This is a genomic window from Devosia sp. J2-20 (assembly GCF_055808475.1).
In genome coordinates, this window is the sequence record NZ_CM147870.1 from 1,870,059 (window position 1) to 1,884,865 (window position 14,807).

Consider the following 14,807-nt stretch of genomic DNA (forward strand, 5'->3'; position numbering starts at 1 on the left):
TATCATGACGTTGACTCTCGACCAGGCCCTGACCGGCATTTCCGGCATTCTCGTCACCCCCTATGACGCCGCGGGTGAGGTGGCCCCTGCCCGGCTGGCCCCAATTCTTGATCGTGCGCTGGGCGCAGGCCTGCATATGCCGGTGGTCAACGGCAATACGGGCGAGTTCTATGCCCTGACAACCGATGAAGCCTCGGTCATGGTGCGCGAAGTTGCTGAGTTGGTTGACGGGCGGGCGCCGCTGCTGGCAGGGATCGGACGCGGCATTCGGGATGCCATGGCGCTGGCAAAAGTGTCCGCACAGGCGGGCGCAGCAGCTCTGATGGTACACCAGCCACCGGATCCCTTTGTCGCGCCCCGCGGTACCGTGGATTATCTCAAGGGGATAGCCGACGCGTCGGGTGGCCTGCCGATGATGCTCTATCTGCGCAACGACGCCATTGGGACCAAGGCGATCACCGAGCTTTGCGCCATACCGGGCGTCAAAGGCGTCAAATGGGCCACCCCAAATCCGCTCAAACTGGCCGAGGCCAAGGCAGCGTGCGACCCCTCCATCGTCTGGGTTGGCGGACTTGCCGAGGTCTGGGCACCAGCGCTGTACGCTGTTGGTGCACGCGGCTTTACCTCTGGACTGATCAATGTCTGGCCTGAACGCTCACTCGCCATTCATGCTGCGCTTGAGGCCGGGGATTACGGACTGGCCAATGAACTTATCGCTGGCATGAAAGCCTTCGAGGATATTCGCGCGCAGGAAATGAACGGCACCAATGTGACCGGGGTCAAGGCAGCTCTGTTGGCACTGGGACGCGACTGCGGACCAACACGCCCACCCTCGGCCTGGCCGCTAACCAATGCGCAGCAAACCCAGCTCGACGCCTTTATTGCCCAGAACAAGCTGACCTAAGGATACCTGCAAGATGGATGAGACACTGCGCGACAAGCTCGCGACCATATCCGTGGCGACGCTGGCCACAGCCCTGTACAAGCGCGGCCTGCGCAACCAGGTCATTCAGGACGTGCACCCTGTGCAGCGCAAGCGGCGCAATATGGTCGGCCCCGCCTTTACGCTACGCTATATTCCGGCCCGCGAAGATCGCAATCAGTTGGTCGAATTCCGCAATCCCGAGCATCCGCAGCGTGTCGCCGTCGAGACCTGTCCTGCCGGCCATGTGCTGGTGATGGACAGCCGCAAGGATCCCCGCGCTGCCTCCGCCGGCGATATCCTGGTCACGCGCATGATGGTGCGCGGCGTTGCCGGGGTGGTCACCGATGGCGGTTTCCGCGATGCGGCGACTATTGGTGAGTTGGACATCGCGGCCTATCACAATCGCCCATCGAGTCCGACAAACCTGACGCTGCATGAAGCACTGGACCTCAATATCCCCATCGGATGCGGCGACGTTGCTGTGTTTCCCGGCGATATCGTCGTCGGCGACGACGATTCCGTGATCGTCATCCCCCAGGCCATTGCCGAGGAAGTCGCTGATGAGGCTGTCGAGATGACTGCCTACGAGGACTTTGTCGTCGAAAAGGTCAAGAATGGCACGCCGATCATTGGTCTCTATCCCCGGACGCAGGAACATTTCGCCGAAGAGTTCGCCATCTGGCGCAAGCGCGTGAAGCGCTGAGGCGTAGCGACATCGGGGTCGCCCCCGGTCAGTTGCATATGCAGAAGCGACGTCTGCTTTCTCTATATTGATGCGGAAACACGGCTCGCTGGCGCGAAGGCGCCAAGGCCCTGGGTCGCGAAGCCATCGGCGCTGGCGGTTATCAATATAGCGTCCAAGGCATTGGCGGCGCAGAGCCGTGGAGCATCGGTCTCGCCGGCTACCATCAGGGCCGTGGCCCAGGCATCGGCGAGGACGCAATCGGGGGCACGAACGGTAACCGACAGCAAACCGTTTTCGACTGGCTGTCCTTTGCCTGGATCAATGGTGTGACTGAGCCAGCGCCCCGCCACGAGGCGACGATGCCGGTAATTGCCCGAGGTGGCCAGCGATCCATTGTGCAGCAATATGCGGGAGACGATCTCCCGTTTATTGGCCACCGGGGCCTCCAACGCGATGGACCAGGGTTGCCCATCGCCGCGATAACCGCCGGCCTGCAGTTCACCATCTATCGAAACCAGATAGTTGGCTACGCCATGGTCTTCCATGCACCGCGCCATCAGATCCACCGCAAAGCCCTTGGCGATGCCGGAAAGATCAAAGCTGACCGGCGCGAGGCGCCGGGCGCGCAGGCCTCGCATGTCGAGTTCGAGCTGCGATTTGAAGCGCGGGTTGCCAATTCTGGTTTGGTCGCCCGTCTCCCCCGAGGGACCGAAGCCCCAGGCATTGGTAGCGTCCAGCACGGCCATATCGAAGCGTCCGGCTGATTGCTGGCGTACGCCCTCACCAAGCGCCAGAACATTGGCCAGAGCGTCAGGGATCGCATGCCAGTGTCCGACAGGCGCAGCGTTGAGGCGCATCAGATCGGAGCGTGGTTTCCAGGTCGACATCTGGGTATCAACAAGATCACAGGCTGCAGCCAGGGCTGCCTGCAGCGCTGCCGGTTCTACGCCACTAGGTGGATAGGCGATGGCAGACCACCGCGTTCCCATAGCTGGCCCGTTCAGCGCCACTCGGGGTTGCGTTGCAGTAGCCGCATTCATGCTAATAGACATCTTCGGCATATCGACCCGCACTTTGCAGACGCTCCACGCTTAGGTCGAGGGGCGCGAGCACATTGTCGAGCGAGGCACGTACGCCGTCCCCCATGGCTGCGCTGCCACACACCATGAAGCGTGCGCCTTGCCGCACCAGACTACGCAACTGCTCGGCCTCATCCAGCAGGCGATGCTGGACGTATCGCCCGCCCATTACGCGGGAGAATACCGCAAATAGACAAGTCAGACGGCCGGCGTCCAATTGCGCTTGCAGTTCCTCGCGATAGAGGAAATCAGAGGACGGGTCGCGCCCGCCAGAGAACAGATAAACCGGCCGGTGGCGACTATTTGCTCTAACGAAACCAACTAGCGGCGCCACGCCGGCGCCTGCACCGATCAGGATCAAGGGTTGGCGTCCGGTATCCGGGCGGAAATCCGGATTTGGGCGGACAAACGCCTCAACACTATCGCCGGGGCGCAATCCAAACAGGTAGTCTGAGCACACCCCGCCCTGCAGCTTGCGCACGCAGATTTCCAGAATGCCATCGGCAGAGCGCGAGGCGATGGAATAATAGCGCGGGATCGGGTCCGTGGGCGGCATGATCCCGGCCAGATCGCCAGCGAAAAAGCCATCCAGTCCAAGGCGGCTTTTGAGGGCCTGCGTCCAACTCGATGCCGCAGGAATCGCGAAGCGCAGCAAGACCGTGGGGGCCTGAACCTCAATGCCGTAGTCGTGCCGTTCGATCAGTTTGTAGGACTGGGTTTTCGGTTGGGTCGGCTGATGCAGCAACTCCAGCGTCTCCCCCATGGCGGCGCCCAGTCTGCGACCATTGGCCAAAGGCCTGAGCAGACTGGCGGTCAATGGGTTCAAAGCCCGTGAGCGGCTTGAGCCCGCGCGCCGCCATGGCATGCTCCACCGTCTCGGCATAGGCGCAAAAGTGCCTGAACTTTCGATCACCAAAGCCCAATACGGCGTAGCCGATACCGGTGCCTTGCAAACTGGCGAGCCGCTCAATGAACCGACTGGCATTGGCCGGGGCTGTGCCATTGCCATAAGTGGCGGCAAGCACCAGTACCCGGCTAGCGCTGGGATAGGACACGCGCAGGCCGTTCATGGGCGCCACATGCACGGCATGCCCGTTCTTTGCCAGTGCTGTCCGCAGGGTGGCGGCAAATGACCAGGTGGTATTGCTCTCGCTGCCCACCAGGATCACCGTGTCGGCCTTGCGCCATCCAGCGTCGCCGGGCATGCGTGGCATGCTGGTGCGGCGGCGCAGCCAGATCAGCGTGCCTGTGATCATCAGTACCGGCACGGCCAGGCTGGCTAGGCCAAGCAGCACACCGAGCCACCAATACCCCTGCCCCGTGTGCAGCGTATAGATTGCCTCGTAAAGCGTCTGCATCGGTGCATTGGGGGTGAAGTCTAGCAGTGCGCCGCTGGCCTGATCCACGTAACCCGTGCCAGCGCTGGTGGTCACTGTGAACACATCCTGGGTGTCATCTGCCATTGGCAAAATTATCGAGCGCAGGTCGCTGATCGGTACAGCCTGCAAAGCGGAAAGGCTGGCAATTGGGGCTGGCATCTCGCCGCTGCCGTAGGGCGGAAATCCGAAGCCTTGCCCGCCGTCGCTGACTATGCCGAACGTGACCAATGTCAAGTAGACGCCAGTCATTGCCGATAGTAGCAGGCAGATGACGGTCAGGCGCACCAGTTCGACGTGTAAACGCTGCGAGAGCGTGCCGCGAGCGGTTGCGAAGAGTTGCTTCCAGCCACCCATGCGGTTGATCAGCAGCGCTATGCCGCTGGTAGCCAGAATGACCATGGCGACCGCAGCCACACCGGCAACCACACGACCGCCATCGCCCAGAAACAGCGAACGATGCAGCTCTGTGAAGAAAGTGAAAAGTGCCGAGTGCTCGACCGGGCCCATACTTGCACCGGTAACGGGATCGATACCAATGCCAAGATTGGCTACATAGGCTGTCACTGCACCCGACGCTGAGCGAACGACGCTCTCGGTCTGGGGGTGATGCGCCAATACACGATCAACGAGCGTGGCGACACTCATCTCGTTTCCCGCCGGCGCGAAGACGCGCTCGACCAGAGGCTGCAGCGACAGGACTGCACCCGTGGTGGCCATGAAACTGACCACCAGTGCGGCGAGCAGCCCGGGAATGGAGTGGAGACGGCGGAGCATGGCAAAAACCTCGCGCTACATGTTGACGCTTGCAGAGCCAATGAAGCCCTGGCCGGACAGGGCATTGCCGGACTGACCGCTATCGAGGGCGAGCACCACATCGTCGGCGGCTGATCCCTGATGTTCCACCGCGCTGTCGATATGGATGGTGTACCCGGCGTCGATCAACGCATCGGCCAGGGACAGATTGATGGAAAAGCTTTTGCCGCTGCCGATGCTGGCACCGGTGATGCCATCCAGGCTCAGTGTTGCGTCCCGCGCAGCGAGGCGCGCCCAACCGCTGAGATCACGATAGTATCTGGACTTGCGCCCGGCCACGTAGAGGGTGGCGTCATAGCTGCCATCGGGCTTTGCCAGATATACGGCCAAATAGGCCTCGGGCCCGCGATAACTGCTCATCTGTCCCTGAATGGTGACGTCGCGAGCATAGGCCGCCACAGGCGCGACGAGTGCGGTGCCGAGCAGGAGGATGGCGAGAAATCTCTTCATGGCATTGGCCTGTGTTGAGTGACTGCACACCAAATGCCATGCCAAGCTGACGCCAGACTGAAGCCATAGTCCGCCCGCGTTCAGCCCCGTGTAAGGTTTGGGGTATTGATGTGGCGACCAAGCTCGGGGCAGACATGCGCATATTGTTAGTTGAAGACGACCACGTGCTAGGTGCGGCCATTCGCGACCACCTGACGTCTGGCGGTCACGGCGTGGACTGGGTGCAGCGGCTCGATGATGCGCAATCAGCTCTCGATACCGTCAGCTATGAATTGATGCTGCTCGATCTCAACCTGCCCGATGGGCGGGGGCTTGACCTGCTTCGGCGCTTGCGGCGCGGCGGCGACCTGTTGCCGGTCATCATCACCACGGCGCAGGATCAGATCGCCGTGCGGATTGAGGGGCTTAATTCGGGGGCTGACGACTATCTGGTCAAGCCGTTCGACCTCAGTGAGATGATGGCACGCATTGCCGCTGTTGCTCGGCGCTACGGTGGACAGACTGCGACGCAACTGGTTCTGGGTGATGTTGAAATCGATCAGGCACGGCGCGTGGTACTGGTGCGGGGAGAGAGTGTGGCCCTGAGCGCGCGCGAATGGGCGGTGCTGGAACGTTTGGTCAGTCGCCCTGGCGCCATTGTGAGCAAGGCAGAGATTGAGGAATCGCTCTATGCCTTCGGCGCAGAAATCGAAAGCAATGCCGTGGAAGTCTATGTAAGCCGCCTTCGCAAGAAGCTCGGGCGTGATCTGGTTCAGACCATTCGTGGGCTGGGCTATCAGGTGTCGGTATGAAGCGGCGCTCTCTGACCTGGCAATTGGCGATTGGGCTGTCCCTGATGACGGGGCTGCTGTGGCTGGGCGCTGCTGCAATCTCGGCGACGGTCATGCACCATGCGGTCAATGAGGCTTACGACTACGCGCTGCGTGAATCCGCAGATCGCTTGTTGCCGCTAGCCCTGCACGATCTGCGCGAGCCCGGGGAACGCCGACGTCCCGTGGAAGCGGTGGACGAGGATGGCGGCGACTTCAGCTACATCATCCGCAACCGCGCAGGCGCAATCGTGCTCAATGATGGCGATCTGCCCGATGACATCCTTCCGCCCGTGGGCGAACATGGCTATTTCGACACAAGAGCGGGTCGCATCTATGCAAATGCCGACCGCCGTTCCGGCGTTGGCATTGTGGTGCTGGAAGGTGAGAGCGAACGCAGTGAAGCGCTGATGGACGGCACCTTTGGTCTGATTGTCCCGCTAGCGGGGCTGCTGCCGCTGGTCATATTGGGTGTCTGGTTTGCGCTACGTCTGGCACTGACCCCGCTAGAGCGGTTGCGCCGCGATCTTTCCGAGCGTGGCCGGCACAATCTCGAACCCCTCGATCCCGATAGCTATCCGCCCGAGCTGGCGCCGATCGTGGCTGAAACTGCAAACCTGCTGCACAGACTGCAAAAGGCGCTCGACGCGGAACGGGCATTTGCAGCAAGCAGCGCCCATGAATTGCGCACGCCGATCGCCGGAGCCCTGGCGCAAACCCAGGTCCTGGCCCAGGAGTTGCGCGACCATCCCGCTGCCCTTCGGACGGCTGAGATCGAGCGGGCGCTGCGCCGTTTGAGTTCGCTAGCGGAGCGGCTGCTGCAATTTGCGCGGCTTGAGGCGGGCTTCGCCCGCAGCGATATCCATGTATCGCTGCTGCCGATTATCACGTTGATCACCCGGGACTTCCAGGCCATGGGCACGCCGCTTTCGCTGGAAGTTGCTCCTGGTGCCGACCCCACTGGCTTGGTCAATGCCGATGCCTTCGCGTTGGTGCTGCGCAATATGATCGACAACGCCGTGCGTCATGGCACACCGGACAGCGAGATCAGCGTTATCGTCGCCAAAGATGGCACGATCAGTGTCATCAACGCGGGACCGGTTGTCGCCCCCGAGACGCTGTCCAGTCTGGGACGACCGTTCACACGTGGGCACACAGCAGCGTCAGGGGCAGGTATCGGGCTGTCGATTGTCTGCTCGGTCATCGAGCAGACCGGCGGCTCTCTTTCATTGGCTTCACCGGCGATCGGTGCGGTAGATGGCTTTGAGGCCCGCATTCGGTTTGACCAGCAAAACCGCGTCTGAGCGGGATGCCGACCCGACCAGAAACTACAGTCTTTGCAGCAGCGGAATTTCCTGAAAGCGGCTCTGTTTTTGCGATTTTCCGAATGTGCTGGTAAATAATGGTTCGCAAATTGGTCAGGCTTAGAAATGATAGGCAATGCCAATTATTGACCCGTTATATTCACTCGCTGGCTTTGTGGTTGGGTCAATAGTTGGGGTGACCGGTGTTGGCGGCGGCTCATTGATGACGCCCTTGCTCATCCTGTTGTTTGGCGTTCATCCAACGACAGCCATCGGCACAGATCTGTTGTTTGCGGCCGCAACCAAGACTGCCGGATCGACCATTCATGGGTTACGCAGATCCATAGATTGGGGTGTGCTCGCATTATTGGCCTTGGGCAGTATCCCTGGGGCCTTGGTCAGTGTTTGGGCACTTTCTTCAAGTGACTTGGATATGGAGGGGCGAGCGCGCTGGCTCTCGACAGTTCTCGGCATCATGCTTTTGATCACCGCGGCGACTATTCTCTTTCGCGACCGACTACTCTCTGTTGGACAAAGCGGCAAAGCCCGACCCCGACATGAGCGAGTTTTCAGCACCATAATATTTGGCTTCGTGATTGGCGTGCTGGTCTCAATTGCTTCAATTGGTGCGGGCGCTATCGGGGTAGCGGTGCTGATGATAATCTACCCACGAATGCCAATCTTGCGCATCGTCGCCACTGATATCGCTCACGCGGTCCCTCTGACCCTGGTGGCAGGTATTGGACACTGGGCAATTGGCAATGTCGATTGGTCGATGCTGGTCTCCCTATTGGTGGGGTCAATCCCAGGCATTCTGATCGCCAGTCATTTTGCGCACAAAATTCCTGACCTCGTCATAAGATGGACATTGAGTACCGTCTTGGCGGTGGTTGGGTGCAAACTCCTTTTCAGTTAGCTCTGTTGTGAACGATACCGTTGGCGCGCTTTACTTTTCATGCTGTAAGCTAGGGAGTGCTGTTTTGGCATTTCTACGGGAGCTCGAAGAATTCAACACTTTGTCGCAAAGAGCGCGATGTTCTTGGCCGTCTCTGCTGTATGCATCTCGACGGCCATTGGCGGCGCATGGGCCATGTATCGAGAAGTTCAGCCCATGGGGCTGGGGTTTTCATCGCTTGAACGAGTGGTCTCAATGCAGGATGCACACTCTTTGCAGGGCTTATCCATCGCCAGTAAAAATCAGGCACTACTCGATTGCGCCAACACGCTAAAAGCGCTGCGATCGTTGGCCATGCGCTATCGCTCCCCTGAAGAACGGGCGCAGATTGCACCTAAATGCCGATCGATGGCTGACGACATTGTAGAGCGTGCGCCCAGCAATGCGTATGGCTGGTATGTTGGTGCGCTGGCCAGCGCAGAGCTTCTGGATTGGGATGGTTTTAACAAGCGTCTTGAGATGTCATGGCGAGTAGGGGCAACTGAGCAATGGATCGGTGAACTACGTGTTGCATTGGCCGAAGACAATTTTTCTCGGCTAAATGATGCGATGATGGCCGCCAACGATGCCGACTTACATATGTTAGTGCTTAGTAATCGCGGCGTTCGCACAATTGCTCAACGCTATGTATCTAATCCCGAATTCCGAGAGCGCATTACGCAGATCGTTGAGACCATGCCCGCACAGAACCAGACCAGGTTTGTCAACAATGTTCGGCGGTATGCCAATGCAAGTGGGCGCGGCAGATGAGCCAGATCGAAATCAGTTCTGCCAATGCCACAGAAAAAGGCGAGCGGGCGACTACGCGATTGAGCCGGCTTAACGAAGTGACTTTTTGGGTCATGCTTGGTGTTGTGGCGCTTGCTCCAATTCCCTTCGGAAGTGCGAGGGGCTTCTTTTGGGGACTTTTGGCCTTTATTATCGGAACATGGGCGCTGATTTACACAATCGGCGTGGTCGCAATTCGGCAAGGCCTAAGGATCGGCTTTGAGCGATTTGGACTACAGGTGTTGCTCATGGGTATTTTTTGTTTGTGGCTGGTTGTCCAAATCCTGCCGCTTGACCTTGTTCCGCTACAATTAAGAGATGGGGTGTCTGTGCCCCTATCCACCATCAGCGTCGCGCCGGATGCAACGTCCCTTATGTTGGTCCGGCAACTAACTTACGGGCTATTTTTTGTCCTTGTCTTGCAGGCGTGTGCCAACGAAACACGGCGAAGCCTGATGTTTGATGTGCTCTTGGTGATCACGGTTGCCTACGGGGTTTTTGGCCTGGTCAGCCTTCAGTCAGGTGACACAATCCTGGGGCTCGAAAAGTGGGCCTATCAGGGCTATGCCACCAGCACATTCGTCAACCGCAATTCCTTTGCGACGTTCCTGGCAATGGGCGGCGCGCTCGCGGCTGCACGAATAGGGAAATTGATCGCAGATGCATCTTTGCATCACGTCAATGATGGCCGACCGCGCAATGTGCGCAGCAATTTAATAATGTACGGTCTGGCCTATCTCTTTTTGGTAACGGTCGTGCTGTCGACTGGCTCACGCATGGGCTTGTTTGTAACGATCATTGGGGGAGCCATCAGCGCAACGATAGCGGTGCGGCGGTCCAAGCGTCTGGCGCATCTTGCGCTTGCCATTCCAACCGCTCTGGCAATCGTCGTCCTGGCATTTGTGTTCTATGGCTCGCGGGTAGTAGAGCGACTTGGCGGTTTGGAATCCAGTGCAGACGTCAGATCAGACCTATATTGGCAAATTTTGGAGATGGTGCGCGAAAGACCTTTTTGGGGCTATGGCGGGGGCACCTTTGAACTTGCCTTCCCTATTGTTCATCAGGCTCCAGTCAGCTCGGATGTGGTGTGGTCCATGGCCCACAATTCCTATTTGGCCCTATGGGTAGAAGCTGGTCTGATATTTGGCTCGCTCCCAATCATTGCGATCGGCGCGATTGCCATAAAGATAATTACGGCAGTAATTCGCAGGCGTGGAAACCTGGAAACACAGGCAATTGCATTGGGCGTCATAGCTATCGGGGCTATTCATTCGTTGGTTGATTTCAGCCTGGAAATCCCGGCCAATACATTCGTTTTTTTGGCCCTTCTGGCAGCGGGAACCGCATCTACCGTCAATCTTAAAGTGACCAAATAGCAGGCCCAAGTGCACGGTTTTTTGCAGTCTATTTTTGGGACGAAGCCACATTGTCCGCCTCGTCAACATCTTTCTGCCCCAACATTACCGAGCGCTATCTACGCTATTGGTGATGTGCATGGTTGCCTTGCGCTGCTGCATCTTCTGCATAAACGTATTTTGGCGGACTGTGCCGATATTCCAGGTGAAAAATGGCTTGTGTATCTGGGGGACTATGTCGACCGTGGACCCAATTCAGCTGGCGTGTTGGATGAACTGCTATCGCCCCTACCCTCTGACGTTCGAAAGATAACTTTGGCAGGAAACCACGAAATTATGATGCTGGAGTTTCTCGACAATCCCGCTCCCAAGAGCCGTTGGCTGCAGTTCGGGGGCACTGAAACACTCGCTTCATATGGTATTGATGCCAACGCATTAATGGCCCGTTCTAAAAAAGACCGACAGAGCCTTCTTGCAAGTCATATTCCCACTGAACATGTCGAGCTCATGCGCACACTGCCTCTTACGTTGTCGGTTCCCGGGACAGTATTTGTGCATGCTGGTCTTCGGCCTGGTGTTCCCGTACATCAGCAATCTGAAGATGACGCACTCTGGATCCGTGAGCAATTTCTGACTGCCCCGGCGGTCGAAGGGCGCACAGTTGTGCATGGGCACACTCCAGGGGCTGACCCCGTTGTTGAGCCAGGCCGCATCTGCGTAGATACTGGTGCTTTCGCAACTGGCGTTCTTACCGCTGCAAAGTTAACCCCTACCGAACCCATCCGATTTATACGTACCTGATGGGTTAGGATTGGGCGTGTAACTGTGTTTGTGCATGGCACTTGGCGTTTAAACCATTCCAATCTACAGGGTGTGTAATGTCCGCCGAAATCGCGTCTAAGAAGTTGGGACCTAAGTGAATGGAAGAATCTGAGATCGACCTTCGCGGCTTGCTGGGCGTGCTTCGTCGTCAGCTTCGCCTGATCCTTGTCACTCTGGTCGCAGTGGTTGCAGCAGCAGTCATTGGCGCGTTTGCGTTGACGCCTGTGTTTTCCGCTTCGGCACTTATTCTTGTTGATCCAAGTGGTAAAAATCTACTGGACCCTCAATCCGAATTCTCCAGCGCCGGTGCAGATAGCGCACGTATAGACAGTGAAGTGGAAATACTGCGTTCGGACAGTATTCTTTTGCGTGTAGTTTCATCTCAGCAGCTTGTCGCTGACAGTGAATTTGGTCCCTCTCTGGGCTGGCGTGAGCGCCTAATGGCTTTCTTGCGTCTTTCAGATCAGCAGCTGCCAACAGGGGAAGATGCTCTCAATGGCACGCTATCCAAACTTCGCAACGCAGTGCAAGTGCAGCGGCGTGGACTGACATACCTGATCTCAGTGCAGGCAAAGTCTACAAATCCCGAGACTTCCGCGCGCCTCGCTAACGCTCTGGCCGATGCGTATATCTCGGAGCAGCTGAACTCTAAGATCGGTAGCGTCTTAGCATCTCGAGACATCTTGAACGCCAGGGTGAATCAAGCCCGCGCGGCAATCGTGGATTCCGAGAGCTCGTTCGACGGTTTCATCGAAGGCAATATTGATCGGATCAGCAAAGAGAGTGGGTCCGCAAATCTCGCCCAGATTCAACGCGAAATTGAAGCGTTGTCTGCAGCTCGGCAGAACGACTCTGCGTTGGCCGCTGCTGCTCGGGCAAGCCTTGAACAAGAGGATTTCCAAACTCTGGTCGCAACACTGCAGTCTGATGCACTATCCAGTCTGCAAGCCCAACGCGAACAGCTTAGCGCTACATTAGCTAATGCAGATTCAGATTCGCCCGCCGCTGCTGACTTGCGCAACCAACTCGCTCAGATCAACGAAAGCCTCCTAAATGAAGCACGCTCTCAGGTAGATAACCTGCAAAGCACTGTATCGCTTTCTGAGCAACGAGAAGAATCTCTTCGCCAAGACCTGCGAAGTCAGGTGCTTAGGACAAATCTGTCTGCAGACGTATTGACTGAAATCTATAGTTTGCAGCAAAGCTCCGAAATAGCTCGCGCCCAGTACCAAACGTTGCTGTCTCGTGTTCAAGATCTGGACACCCAAGCCAATCTCCAAGTTGCAGACAGCCGTATTGTGTCCCCTGCTCTCTCACCCCAATCGCCTGCGTTCCCCAATCGCAGGCTGATTATTGTCTTGGCTGGTCTGTTCGGTCTGGGCCTCGGTGTCGCCTTGGCCTTCTTGTATGAAAACTTGATTGGTGGCTTTACAAGCGAAGAGCAAATCGAAGCAGTCCTTAAAACCCGATTTGCATCAGCAGTGCCGCTTCAGAACAACAAGGGTGACAATCAGAGCTATGCAGATCTGCTGATTGACAAGCCACTTTCCATCTACGCTGAATCGATCAGGCGAATTCGGCTCACACTTGACAAACCTGGTGCGCGAGCACTGGGCATCCGCAACGGCACTCAATCCAAACACGCCAAATGTCAGGTGGTCATGGTCAGCTCAGCGGCGCCGAATGACGGCAAAAGCACAGTGGCACTGGCCTTGGCTCGCTCCTATAGCCTCACCGGACAAAGCACACTTTTGATTGACTGCGACCTTCGCAAGCCCAGTCTCCATCGCCATCTAAATCTTAGCCCATCAAAAGGCTTACAGGAGTTTTTGGGCTCATCGGACGAAGACAATCAAGTCATCAAAGAAATTATGGCCACTGACCCGCTACTGCCAAGCCTTAACGTGATCCTGGGCGACCGGCAGAACCAGCTGCCGACCGACCAATTGCTGGCGGGCGTCACATTCGGACGATTGATTGAGGCCGCACGCAAAACATTTGATGTCGTGATCATCGACACCCCACCAGTTGGTCCGGTAGTGGATGGGCTTTATATCGCCCCATTTGCTGACGTCATTGTCTTTGTGGCGCGATGGGCTGCGACTTCCCAGACAGACGCAAAGAGAGCGATCGAAAGCTTGCGCGCTTCAAAAAACCCGGAGACGGAAATTGTAGCTGTGCTTAATCAGCAAAATGAATCCAGATCCAGCTACAAGCAAAAATACGGGCAGTATTACACTGCCGCATACTAACGACGCGTTGCCCTAGCTTCTGGCCAACTAGAGACCCGCAATACTGGGTACGTACGCCGCCATTGTGACGTTGGCATGGTGAGTCCTGTGTTTGGGTGGGTTTGGTGCTGCATATGACGGTCAGCGGTGCCCGATAGGTTCGCGGACTGATATCGGGGAGACTCATGCCGTAGCGGCGGACATTTCTTGGAAAACGAGGCGCTCGAAGTTGTGGCTAGATTGGTCAGGGTGAGTTTCGCTTCGGCCCGCGTGATGCCAATTGTGCGGATGAACGGCAGAATGGGTTCTTTTGATGGGCGGGACGTGCTCCGTCCTTGCCCAGATCCCAGTCGTGGCGGCATTGGCCAGCGCCGGTTGCTATTGGCATCGCCATGCCCTTGGATGCGGCTGGTAAGCGTATGCTGGGCCAGCCAAGCTTTCTTGCTCTTTGAGAGGAAAGCGCTTCCTGTCGAAATCTCGCTGCCCGTGTTCTGATGGTCAACGGTCTATCGCAGCATCCGGCCATCTGGATAGGTTGCCGAAGTCACTGCTGCAGTCCGGATCCAGCTACAGCGCCTGTCGACGCAGCTTTGGCTTTAGTAGCCGAACCCTGAGAAGGAGGTTACGGGCTGCTGTCTGATCGATATCGTATCGTGTCACCATTTTTTCAGAGTCTATCGCGCGCTGGTGTCCTTCTACGCTGCCCTGGCTGGTTCGCTCAGCCAAGTCTGCTGCCCCGTTCTGCCGGCTTTGATGGCGTTCCGCTCGCCATCGTATTGCGCTGCGTGGGTGTAGAACCAGTCAGGCGGCCACAACTGCCCAGACATTGGGATGCACCCCTCCTTGTGCAGTTGCCAGCGGACGGCTTTCGTCGCGTTTGAGCCCTGCTGTCTCGATAATGCTATTGCAAATTTGGCGGGCGGTACTCCCATCAGGTGTTTGGTCCCCAGCGAAAATCCCAGTAACCGTATCAAATTCGAGTGGCCCTAGATTTTGCCCTCTATGCAGGCACCTACCAGGTTGAGCGGGACCTGCAGGATCAGACTCTTCAACATGTCCCCCGGATCAACAGGCGGTCTGCGCACTCGTTGCCGTCAACATTACCAAGCGCTTTGACTGACCTGGACCTGAAATACAACAAATCCGCTGTCGGCTACAACCTCGAGCGGATCGCCAATATGGCTCAAGGCTGCAAAGATGATCGTGCAGCCCGAAAAGTGAATGCGGATCCA

At 57.5% G+C, this 14,807-nt stretch carries 13 protein-coding genes; 9 read left to right on the forward strand and 4 right to left on the reverse strand.

Annotated elements, in window-relative coordinates; all coding sequences use genetic code 11:
* Nucleotides 1–4: 4 nt before the first annotated feature.
* Nucleotides 5–904: a dihydrodipicolinate synthase family protein gene (locus AC0L37_RS09130; protein ID WP_282221357.1), complete on the forward strand. Its 900-nt coding sequence runs from the start codon at nt 5–7 to the stop codon at nt 902–904.
* 13 nt (nt 905–917) lie between these two features.
* The gene (locus AC0L37_RS09135) at nt 918–1,628 is read left to right on the forward strand and encodes a ribonuclease activity regulator RraA (protein WP_282221356.1); all 711 of its coding nucleotides are present in this window, start codon (nt 918–920) and stop codon (nt 1,626–1,628) included.
* A gap of 62 nt (nt 1,629–1,690) precedes the next feature.
* On the opposite strand, the gene AC0L37_RS09140 is transcribed toward AC0L37_RS09135, so the two are convergent.
* Genes AC0L37_RS09140 through AC0L37_RS09155 form a run of 4 tightly spaced genes read right to left on the reverse strand, consistent with a single transcriptional unit; the run spans nt 1,691 to nt 5,331 of the window.
* The gene (locus tag AC0L37_RS09140; protein ID WP_473315265.1) at nt 1,691–2,671 is read right to left on the reverse strand and encodes an FAD:protein FMN transferase; all 981 of its coding nucleotides are present in this window, start codon (nt 2,669–2,671) and stop codon (nt 1,691–1,693) included.
* Nucleotides 2,652–3,434 carry an FAD-binding oxidoreductase gene (locus AC0L37_RS09145; RefSeq protein ID WP_473315267.1) on the reverse strand — a complete coding sequence of 261 codons (783 nt, stop codon included), beginning with the start codon at nt 3,432–3,434 and terminating at the stop codon, nt 2,652–2,654. The genes AC0L37_RS09140 and AC0L37_RS09145 overlap by 20 nt, the downstream gene beginning before the upstream one ends.
* Nucleotides 3,364–4,842: a PepSY domain-containing protein gene (locus AC0L37_RS09150; RefSeq protein ID WP_282221353.1), complete on the reverse strand. Its 1,479-nt coding sequence runs from the start codon at nt 4,840–4,842 to the stop codon at nt 3,364–3,366. The genes AC0L37_RS09145 and AC0L37_RS09150 overlap by 71 nt, the downstream gene beginning before the upstream one ends.
* Nucleotides 4,843–4,857: 15 nt before the next feature.
* Complete coding sequence (locus tag AC0L37_RS09155) at nt 4,858–5,331, reverse strand: DUF2271 domain-containing protein (protein WP_282221352.1); 474 nt, start codon at nt 5,329–5,331, stop codon at nt 4,858–4,860.
* Nucleotides 5,332–5,465: 134 nt separating this feature from the next.
* On the opposite strand from AC0L37_RS09155, the gene AC0L37_RS09160 reads away from it, so the two are divergent.
* The 7 genes from AC0L37_RS09160 to AC0L37_RS09190 all read left to right on the forward strand — a co-directional run bounded on the left by AC0L37_RS09160 (nt 5,466) and on the right by AC0L37_RS09190 (nt 13,596).
* Nucleotides 5,466–6,122: a response regulator transcription factor gene (locus AC0L37_RS09160; protein ID WP_282221351.1), complete on the forward strand. Its 657-nt coding sequence runs from the start codon at nt 5,466–5,468 to the stop codon at nt 6,120–6,122.
* A complete protein-coding gene (locus AC0L37_RS09165) occupies nt 6,119–7,444 on the forward strand; it encodes an ATP-binding protein (RefSeq protein ID WP_282221350.1) in 1,326 nt (441 codons plus the stop codon). Before AC0L37_RS09160 ends, AC0L37_RS09165 begins: the two co-directional genes overlap by 4 nt.
* Nucleotides 7,445–7,580: 136 nt before the next feature.
* Entirely contained in the window at nt 7,581–8,360 is a 780-nt protein-coding gene (locus AC0L37_RS09170; protein ID WP_282221349.1) for a sulfite exporter TauE/SafE family protein, read from the forward strand.
* Between the two features lie 117 nt (nt 8,361–8,477).
* Entirely contained in the window at nt 8,478–9,149 is a 672-nt protein-coding gene (locus tag AC0L37_RS09175; protein ID WP_212658069.1) for a hypothetical protein, read from the forward strand.
* The gene (locus AC0L37_RS09180; RefSeq protein WP_282221348.1) at nt 9,146–10,543 is read left to right on the forward strand and encodes an O-antigen ligase family protein; all 1,398 of its coding nucleotides are present in this window, start codon (nt 9,146–9,148) and stop codon (nt 10,541–10,543) included. The genes AC0L37_RS09175 and AC0L37_RS09180 overlap by 4 nt, the downstream gene beginning before the upstream one ends.
* A gap of 9 nt (nt 10,544–10,552) precedes the next feature.
* On the forward strand, nt 10,553–11,323 hold the full coding sequence (locus tag AC0L37_RS09185; RefSeq protein ID WP_282221347.1) for a metallophosphoesterase family protein: 771 nt from the start codon (nt 10,553–10,555) through the stop codon (nt 11,321–11,323).
* Nucleotides 11,324–11,442: 119 nt separating this feature from the next.
* A complete protein-coding gene (locus AC0L37_RS09190; protein WP_282221346.1) occupies nt 11,443–13,596 on the forward strand; it encodes a GumC family protein in 2,154 nt (717 codons plus the stop codon).
* The last annotated feature ends 1,211 nt before the right edge of the window (nt 13,597–14,807 follow it).

Bases quoted from the DNA above. Each gene is read 5' to 3' on its own strand.
- AC0L37_RS09130 (WP_282221357.1), top strand. From the start codon at position 5: ATGACGTTGACTCTCGACCAGGCCCTGACCGGCATTTCCGGCATTCTC.
- AC0L37_RS09135 (WP_282221356.1), top strand. From the start codon at position 918: ATGGATGAGACACTGCGCGACAAGCTCGCGACCATATCCGTGGCGACG.
- AC0L37_RS09140 (WP_473315265.1), bottom strand. From the start codon at position 2,671: ATGCCGAAGATGTCTATTAGCATGAATGCGGCTACTGCAACGCAACCC.
- AC0L37_RS09150 (WP_282221353.1), bottom strand. From the start codon at position 4,842: ATGCTCCGCCGTCTCCACTCCATTCCCGGGCTGCTCGCCGCACTGGTG.
- AC0L37_RS09155 (WP_282221352.1), bottom strand. From the start codon at position 5,331: ATGAAGAGATTTCTCGCCATCCTCCTGCTCGGCACCGCACTCGTCGCG.
- AC0L37_RS09160 (WP_282221351.1), top strand. From the start codon at position 5,466: ATGCGCATATTGTTAGTTGAAGACGACCACGTGCTAGGTGCGGCCATT.
- AC0L37_RS09165 (WP_282221350.1), top strand. From the start codon at position 6,119: ATGAAGCGGCGCTCTCTGACCTGGCAATTGGCGATTGGGCTGTCCCTG.
- AC0L37_RS09170 (WP_282221349.1), top strand. From the start codon at position 7,581: ATGCCAATTATTGACCCGTTATATTCACTCGCTGGCTTTGTGGTTGGG.
- AC0L37_RS09175 (WP_212658069.1), top strand. From the start codon at position 8,478: ATGTTCTTGGCCGTCTCTGCTGTATGCATCTCGACGGCCATTGGCGGC.
- AC0L37_RS09180 (WP_282221348.1), top strand. From the start codon at position 9,146: ATGAGCCAGATCGAAATCAGTTCTGCCAATGCCACAGAAAAAGGCGAG.
- AC0L37_RS09190 (WP_282221346.1), top strand. From the start codon at position 11,443: ATGGAAGAATCTGAGATCGACCTTCGCGGCTTGCTGGGCGTGCTTCGT.